The 8,773-nt window shown below is 32.6% G+C and carries 6 protein-coding genes; all 6 read right to left on the reverse strand.

The window, feature by feature from the left end; genetic code table 11:
- Nucleotides 1-30 precede the first annotated feature (30 nt).
- Entirely contained in the window at nucleotides 31-1,059 is a 1,029-nt protein-coding gene (locus tag DIU01_RS14760) for a hypothetical protein (protein ID WP_290835776.1), read from the reverse strand.
- A 921-nt stretch (nucleotides 1,060-1,980) separates the two neighbouring features.
- Nucleotides 1,981-3,321 carry a T9SS type A sorting domain-containing protein gene (locus DIU01_RS14765; protein ID WP_290835777.1) on the reverse strand — a complete coding sequence of 447 codons (1,341 nt, stop codon included), beginning with the start codon at nucleotides 3,319-3,321 and terminating at the stop codon, nucleotides 1,981-1,983.
- Nucleotides 3,322-3,368: 47 nt separating this feature from the next.
- Nucleotides 3,369-3,998, reverse strand: a complete 630-nt coding sequence (locus DIU01_RS14770; RefSeq protein WP_290835779.1) for an AraC family transcriptional regulator — start codon at nucleotides 3,996-3,998, stop codon at nucleotides 3,369-3,371.
- 276 nt (nucleotides 3,999-4,274) lie between these two features.
- The gene (locus DIU01_RS14775; RefSeq protein WP_290835780.1) at nucleotides 4,275-4,502 is read right to left on the reverse strand and encodes a hypothetical protein; all 228 of its coding nucleotides are present in this window, start codon (nucleotides 4,500-4,502) and stop codon (nucleotides 4,275-4,277) included.
- Entirely contained in the window at nucleotides 4,502-8,098 is a 3,597-nt protein-coding gene (locus DIU01_RS14780) for a T9SS sorting signal type C domain-containing protein (RefSeq protein ID WP_290835783.1), read from the reverse strand. Before DIU01_RS14780 ends, DIU01_RS14775 begins: the two co-directional genes overlap by 1 nt.
- A gap of 478 nt (nucleotides 8,099-8,576) precedes the next feature.
- Nucleotides 8,577-8,773, reverse strand: a 197-nt coding sequence (locus tag DIU01_RS14785) for a hypothetical protein (RefSeq protein WP_290835785.1), incomplete at its 5' end; no start/stop codon positions are given.

An 8,773-nucleotide genomic window follows, 5' to 3' on the forward strand; every position in this document is an offset into this window, starting at 1 on the left:
GCTTGTTAATCAAATTGTTGTTAAATTCATTTAGTTAAATTTTAACACATCTACACCAATGGCATAACCATAAATTTTCCCATTGGCATCTTTGTAAATTCTGATTTTATTGCAAGCCATTCCTAAATTGACCTTTGCCCAGGTTGTACCACCGTCTTTGGTTTCGTAACCGCTGTTCATAGTGCCTACAAAGCCGTGGTTTTCGTCTATAAAACCAATACCAAATTCTCTTGCTCCAGCATCTTCCACTAAGTTGATTTCATTCCAAGTTTCGCCGCCATCGGTTGTTTTGGCAATGCGCTGTTGTTTTACATTTGGATCGGGATTATAGGATTGTATGGTTACATAGCCAACTTGCTTTGTTGGGAATGATGCCTTCCAAGTACCTTCAAATGGACGATTGGATTGGTACACCTTTTTCCAGGTTTTTCCTCCATCGCTGGTTTTTAAAATCAAGGCATTGGATTTTTCCATATCTTCATCAGAGGCAGCACAAACAAATCCGTTGTTTTTATCAAACATTTTGATATCAAAGAGCATTTTACAATCGTTGTTCATACTATTGGATGTCCAAGTGGCGCCACCATCGTGCGATACCATCATATTAGCAGGAGAACCTACACGACCTACTGCATAAATATGTATTTTGTAGTCTATTTTTCCGTGATTAATGTATTGTTCTTTGACAATATCAATGGCACAAAGTCCTTTAACATAAGGTCCTTTATAGTCAACAGGCTTCCAAGTTTTGCCACCATCTCTGGTTCCATATAATGGAATGGAGTCGGTAACATTAGGGAAATAATCTGTGCCGACAGTGCCTGCAAAACCTGTATTTTTGTCAATAAATGCTATTGTTCTAAAGAAAGTTCCTTTTTGTTCTAATTGCTTTTCCCAAGTTTCGCCTCCATTGCTTGTATGATATATTTTTCCGAAACCATTTACATACCAACCGTTGTCTTGGTCTACAAAACTGATATCGTCTTGCTTGCCCGCATAAGTTGCGGTGGTTAGTTTTTTCCAACTTTGATCTTGAGCAAATAATTTTGTACTACTCATTGTAATTATAAAAATAATTATGATCTTAAATAAGGTATTCATAGGTAATTGTTTGTTTTCAGGTAAGCTAAATTTTAATTTGTTTTGAATTTTCATAATGGACAAAGATTTAATTTGATTGATTTCTATTTTTTTTGGTTTACTTCAGACTTTCGCAAATATGAGCACCATACTATTTTAATATTCTTGATTAATTTCCTTTTTTGGAGTTGGCACAAAAGTTTATCAGAATTCCATTTGCCGCCATTTTGCCATACCGATGTTAATAGATGTTTTTAATTATTATCAAAGTCCGTAAACAAACAAAGGTGAATAAGCCTAAAGAATACCTACTTTTTTTTGTTTAGTAATTTATTTATCCTATTTTTTGTTTTTAGTTTGATAATCGTAAAATAGAATACAAGGAGCTATTCAATTAGAACTATCCAAAAAAATGCATCATTATTTTATGCTGTAGTTTGAGATACTTGTGAAATTGAACTGAACCAAAAGAAATTAATTACTATAGAAAATTAACACGGAAAATTTTATTCTTGTTCATAATAATTTGTTTTTGAAATAAAAAATAATTGGTAAACGTATTGCTTTACAATAGATTAGTAGTGTTTATAAAAGATATCAAGTATTAGATATAGATTTTTTTATAGTATATTGAAATTAATTTATTCTTTAATATTTTCATACAATAAGAAAACAGGTTAAAGAATTGCTAAATTCTAATTAACCTGTATAATGCTTTAGGCAAAAGTTTTATGCTATTTTCTTATAAGAATTACTAATTTTTTTTATTTCTTAAAGGCTATTGAGTGAATTTGGATTACTAAATTCAATCCCTATGCAACAAACATCTTGCTGAAGATAAAAGCTATATATTTTTTTAGACCGCTTTTATAACTTGTTATAAATATGATTTTTATGTTTTTAAACTATATGCTTTATAAATTNNATTCTTTCGGTATAGGTTTTCCCTTTTTCGTCAGTAAATTGAATGATATAATTTCCTGTTGTTACATTAGGTAGTTTGTATTGAAAAGGCGATTCGCTAGTTCCTACAAAATAGGAATTGAAAAGCAACGAAGTTAATTTTCCGTCAACTGAAATAAGTTCGGCTTTAATTACTTTATTTGGAATTTTTTCTAATGATATAGATACATAACTACCCGATTGAACAGGATTTGGATAAACTAAAAGCTCTTTTCTGGAAACTGGTGTGTAATCAATATTTAAATTGCTAGTGGTATATTTAGATACATTTAACCCAGCAGCATAACAGGTTTTTGTTCCGTCTGGATTTGAAATAACACTAAATTTATTAGCATATTCGCCCAAATTTACATTGCTCCACGTTATACCTCCATCTTGTGTTTCATAAGCTTCTGTTTCGCACCCTACCCAGCCAACATTTTCATTGATAAAACCTATTCCAAATTCTCTAACTCCTGTATTAGACAATGGCAATTCTGTCCATGTCTGTCCGCCATCGGTAGTTTTAACTATATATCTGTTAGATGTACTACTATTATAGCTTTGAATAGTAGCATAGCCAACATTGGTTGAAGGAAACCAAGCTTTCCAAATCATTTCATAATTTCGGTTGGAAGTATAAACCGTTGTCCATGTTGCGCCACCGTCCGTAGTCTTTAAAATTCTAGCTTTTGATAAAGCAACATTTGTATTGGTTCCAGTGAAAATATAGCCGACATCGGGTGTTTGAAAATGAAGATCCAAGACCATTGCGCATGTATTTGGCAAAGTTGTTCCTACCCAATTACTTCCTCCGTCTGTACTTTTCATCATCACGGCAGGCCCACCAACTCTGCCTGCTGCATAAATTACGTTAGCATTTACAGCTTGAATAGCACATATTCCTGTGGGAACTGTTCCCGTAATATTTGCCGTGACTGGAGACCAACTGTTACCTCCATCAATTGTTTTATATAGTGGATTTGTGTCGGTTACGCCCGGAAAATAATTTGTGCCCACATTGCCAGCAAATCCTGTTTGATTGTCAATAAAAGCAATAGCTCTAAAATAAGTTCCTGAACTATTTTTTTGTTGAATCCAATTGTCACCACCATCTATAGTTTTATAGATTTTCCCAGAACCATTAACTACCCAACCTATATCTTTGTTAAAAAAATGAATCCCATCTTGCTTTCCTCCATTATATGGAGCATTAGGTAGTAAAGCCCATTGCGAATAAAGTTTTGAAAATGAGAATAATGTCACTAAAGAAACTAAAAGGATTATTGATTTTTTCATGCGATTAAATGTATGATTAATTTTACAAATGTATTTTTTAAAAAAATTCATATATTGTAAAAATTGGACACTTTTTCAAAAGAATTTATTTCTAAGAATTGTAGAGGTGTAAATGTGCTAAATGTTTTAAATTGTTTAATAAAATGCGATTGGTCATAATAGCCAGCATCTAAAGTATTACTTAACAAATCGGCTTTTGTCCTTGAGGAAAGTTGCATTACATTTCTAAATCTAATTAGGTTAATGTAATTAATAGGATTAACACCAACTAATTTATTAGATAAACGATGAATTGTTCGTTCTGAAACCGAGAAAAATGTTGCTAGTTGAGAAACTCGACACTCTCCTTTTGAATCGTGTATTTTAGTGATGAGTTCCAAAAATAATTGCGGTTGGCAATTAATTAATTTGGATACTAAAAATATTTCTAATAGTCTACATTTTTCATTGTCAGTAGTGGTCTCTATTAGCAAATCTACAAGATTGTTAATTTCTTGATTTGAAAATATATCATTTAACGATGTTGCTTCATCTTCATAAATTACATTCATCGGGATTTTTGTAAACAAACTCAAACCGTTTGGAATTCTCAACCGAACAGAAATATTTAAGAAAACGCCCGAAGTTCTGATTTCACTTGGCATTTTTAGAGTATTTCTGGTTCCAAATGCTGGCATTGTTTGAAAACCCGTTTTGCCTTTTACTAATAAATCTCCTGATAAAGTAAATCCAAAGCCACAGATGTTATTTGGTAAAAAAATAGTTGATTCAGTATAATGCGATGACCTACGCCAAAAAACAATTGACGAAATTTTATCCTTTAAGAGTGGATTTGTCGCTTTATAACTAACAATAGATTCGATAATTTTTAATATTAATTTTTTTAATGAACAAATTCGGTCAACAATCAAAAGTAGATATATCTTGAGCGTTTTATTTTTTTAAATGACAATTTATTTATTAATATTATTTTTGGTTTTAAATTTTTTTAGCGTAAAATAATATGCCAAGAGCAATGCAATTATAACCATCCAAAAAAGCGCATCATTAATTGAAGCGGCAGGTGGGTCGTTTCCTTCCAAATTTCCCTCGTCATCATCCATTCCAGCTTGTGCCCAAAGTGCAGTTTGAAACAAGATTGTTGCAACAAAAAATAGTTGCTTTTTAATTTTAGCACTCATTAATTAACGATTTTTTTAGTGATTTTTATTTGATCTACAGAAGTAATTTGAATCAGTAACACTTGATTTCCAATTGCAGAAGTATCGATTGTAGTTTGCGTGGCATTCACTTTATTTTTCTTCAACAATAATCGACCTCTAATGTCAAATAATTTTACATTATCAATATTTGTTGTTCCTGCATTGATGTGAACTAGACCATTGTTTTTAAACACAATCAGACTCTCTTTATTAAATATAGGTGTGTTAGTATCTAAAGTTGGATTTAGATACAAAATGTCAAATCTATTAGCAAATGTTCCGCTGCTAGAGGCAAACGTGTAATTTCCTGATGTCAAACTTTGAACGATTCCTAATTGGTTGTCCCTGATGAAAATATCTTGATTCCCATCGAAAACGCCCTCAGTTTTGTTAATAGATATCGTATATGTACCGGCAACATCGGTTCTAAATTGAATTGGAGTTACATCTTGAATATTAAAATTAGGTCGGGCATTTATGGCTAATTCCTTGCCGTCAACAACACTCGTTAAAGCTGTTGGACAATCGTTGATATACAATCCATCTAAACCATCGTCATAATTGTTTGTACCACCAACGTAGGCAATCAGTTGTTGTCCATATTTAACAGTACTTGAATTCATTAAATCCAACCAAAAACGGTCTTTTTGAGCAGATTTAAAAAACTGATTAACATTATCTGCAACCCTCATAGAGTTGGTGAAAGTCAATGTCGATTGAGAGGCCTTTGCTTGAACGATAAACCCTTGTCCAATCGAAATTAAATCTTCATCAAAATATGAATGTTGATTATTTAAAGTACAACCTGCAGCCGTGCAAGTTGAATAAGTAATAGGATTATTTTGATCGTTTGTTTTTCGCCAAAACCATATTGTACCGTCAATTTTGTCACTATTTTGGGTAATAAAATCTTGTATTTTTATTGCAGATGGATATGGGTTACCCACAGCATTATATCGAAATGCACTTCCATTATCAACCAATGCAGAAACAATCAAACCATTCGTTGGAACACCTGTAAAACTTCCGCTAAATGCAGCAGGAGTTCCAGAAGAGGAAGCAATCCAATTGTTTGGCATTCTTATCAAATACCCCTTACCAATGCTAAAAGTAGCTGTAGAAGGATCTGAAATTGAGTTGTATAAATTCGTTGATGTATTATAAGTATAAAAACGATTCGAAAGTGTTAATGGAGAAAAGTTCAACAACGTTTGTGTTCCAGCAACTGGCGATGACCATAAGGTATAATCTAAACGGTATAAAGGCGATGAATTTCGTTTTACAGTAATATTCCCAGAATTTGTTGCATCAGTATTTTGAATCAAATTAGAATTATTTTGCATAGTGAAACTACTTCCTGAATCTACTGTTAATGCACCATTCAAAATTACATTATGACCTGTATTAATTGTTACAATGGCGTTATTGGTTACGTTCATAACACAACCATATAAACTTGCTGTACTAGAATAATTTCCAGAAAACAGAATTGATTTTGTACTGTTAGGGTCTGTTGGCGCACCATTATCCCATGATGTTCCATTCCAAGTAGTAGTCTCTATACTAACCATTATGATATTAGTGTTAACTGATGAACAAGAATCACTTTGAACAACAGCCCTAAAATAGGTAGTTGCCGTTATAGCACCCACAACAGCACCAGTTAAAGTTGTTGAAGTACTTGCAATATCAATAGGGTTTGTAAAGACTGCATCTGAAGACTTCTGCCATTTAACTACACTTCCAACATTTCCTGTAAGTACTATGTTTGCAAGTTGCGAATTTGCACAAATTGTTTGATCTCCGTTTATTGAACCAGCTATCGTAGCAGAATCAACAGTAATTGTACCCGTTGCATTAACTGTGCCACAAGCACCTGTTAATGGTATATTGTAGTTAAATGTCCCCGATGACGTTGGTATTCCACTAATTGTGATAGTATTACTTGCCCAAGTCGCTGTAACTCCTGCTGGAAGTCCAGTAACTGTACCTATTCCTGTTGCACCAGTGGCAGTTGTATCATGGGTGATATTAGTTAAAGCGGTATTAGTGCATAATGTTGGGGTGCCTGATGCGGCTCCACCTGTACAAGGACCATTACTTGAAATTTTAAAAGGGATATAATCTATATTTCCAGATATCTTATCACAAAGTTGCGTTGTTGTACCATACCAGTTACAAGTTGCTGAAATTAAATTACCCCCACTTGCTGCTAATATAGAATATCCTCCTGACGATGGTAATAAATCATTTTCTATAACAGTTGCAGTTGCAGCTGATGGAAGTGCACTTAATGTGTTTGTGCTAGTATTAAATGTTATGATTGAATTTTTAAAGCCTTCAATATTGTTTGATTGTATTTGAAAGGTTCCTGCTAATTCAGTTTCACTTGGATTTGAACTAACGTTTTGATTACGTAAATATACGCCACTCATATCAGGACCAATATTTGTTGGCAAAGCCGAAGGAGATCCATTTACACCAATAGCACTAATGGAATTGTTATTTACTGTTATTAGCCCTAAGCTACCACTAAGGACTATACCATAGGCAGCAGTAGCCGGTCCACCTGTAAACAATCCAACTGGAGAGGTTCCAACAATTCCTGAAATAATTATAGTATTACCTTCAATGATATTGGGAGTGGCCAAATTATTATTGGTACCTCGTAAATCAATCGCACCAAAATTTAAATCTAATTTAGCGGCATTCACCAAAATAGTATTATTTCTAATTGAAAGTTTTATGTTAGGTTGTGTTGCTCGCGTCCATGAATATATACCCGTTTGGCAACCAGTAATTGTATTATTTTCGATTACAAAATATTGATTACTTGAATGACTTGTAGGTACTTGAATAGCACCATATTTTGCATCTTTAAAATAATTGTTTGATATAGTACCATTCCCAAAACCATCAGCATTGATAGCGTGATAAGTTGATCCCGCAATGTAATTACCTGTAATTGATAATGTGCCGCATTTCCATGCGTTTATCGAGGTCCTAAGTGCTCCGCTATTATTCTCGATACGATTGTTTTTTATTACAAAGTTTTCAACTCTCACGCTGGATGCACTACCATTTGTAAAAATAGATTGAACGTTTGTATTATTGGCAATCCAATTGTTTTCAATAGTCCAGTTTGAAAACATAGTAGTGATACTTGTATTACCTATTGAATTTCCACCACCACTACCTGTTAATTGAAATCCTTTTATTTCTATGTTACTAGCACTTAAAAAAAAACCCCATCCACTTGTGGTGCTTATTATTGATTCAGGGTTTCTTGCAGAATTGTAATTCCATGAACTATCATTTGGGTTTACATTGTAATTATTTCCATAAATTTTAACTGATTTGTTCACTGTTACAGTGCCAGTATAGGTGCCCGCGGCCACGATAATTATGTCACCTGCACTAGCAGCATTAATCGCAGCTTGAATAGTGGTGTAACAAGGCGAGTTGCTACCGCAAGTGCCATTCGCATTTACATAAAGGGTGGCTGCATTTATTTTTGCTAATGACAAAATCATTAACAAAAGGGAGAATAGTACTATTTTTTTTATTTTTTCCATTATACAAAAGTTAATTTATTGAATTTGTGGATATTTTTAGTAAATGCATTAGTAAGATACTGATATTGGTGAGAAGACTCTCAGTTACTACTAAAGAAGGCAGAACATAATTAATGAGATTTTCGACTAAATATTTAAAAGCATTTATTTATATACTTCTCTGTATCAAAAATCATAAGATGACCAGTGCCGCCATGAATTGCTCCTGCAAGGTTAGCGTAGACATTCGATAAACAAGAGCATCACTTAAAAAAAAATGAACTAGATAAGCGATATTTGCTTCGTTGACAAATGACTTTCCTATTACGCTAATCATAATTGCTCCATAACTAGATGGAATCAAAAAATATTTAGTTGAATAACATTGCTAAGTAAAATTTTGTCCGCATAATTATATAGTTTGAATTAATTCCAATAATTTTATATTTATTCATTTTTAAAAATAAATGAAGATTTTCATTAAAAATCAGCTCATTAGTTATTGCATAATAAAAGGATTACATAATAGATAAATTTTACTTTCTCTTTTATCTAGTAAAAATATTATGAAAAAAAACAATAAGTGATACACAAAAGGTAATGGTGTTACAGAAATAGATATTATTTTTAAAATAACAACACTAAAAACAATATATGGCCATTTAATATTCTTTAAAAATAAATTGTACTCAGAAA

The sequence above is a fragment of the Flavobacterium sp. genome, assembly GCF_003525665.1.
In the GTDB taxonomy this organism is placed as follows: domain Bacteria; phylum Bacteroidota; class Bacteroidia; order Flavobacteriales; family Flavobacteriaceae; genus Flavobacterium.

Bases quoted from the DNA above. Each gene is read 5' to 3' on its own strand.
- DIU01_RS14760 (WP_290835776.1), bottom strand. From the start codon at position 1,059: ATGAGTAGTACAAAATTATTTGCTCAAGATCAAAGTTGGAAAAAACTA.
- DIU01_RS14770 (WP_290835779.1), bottom strand. From the start codon at position 3,998: ATGCCAGCATTTGGAACCAGAAATACTCTAAAAATGCCAAGTGAAATC.
- DIU01_RS14775 (WP_290835780.1), bottom strand. From the start codon at position 4,502: ATGAGTGCTAAAATTAAAAAGCAACTATTTTTTGTTGCAACAATCTTG.
- DIU01_RS14780 (WP_290835783.1), bottom strand. From the start codon at position 8,098: ATGGAAAAAATAAAAAAAATAGTACTATTCTCCCTTTTGTTAATGATT.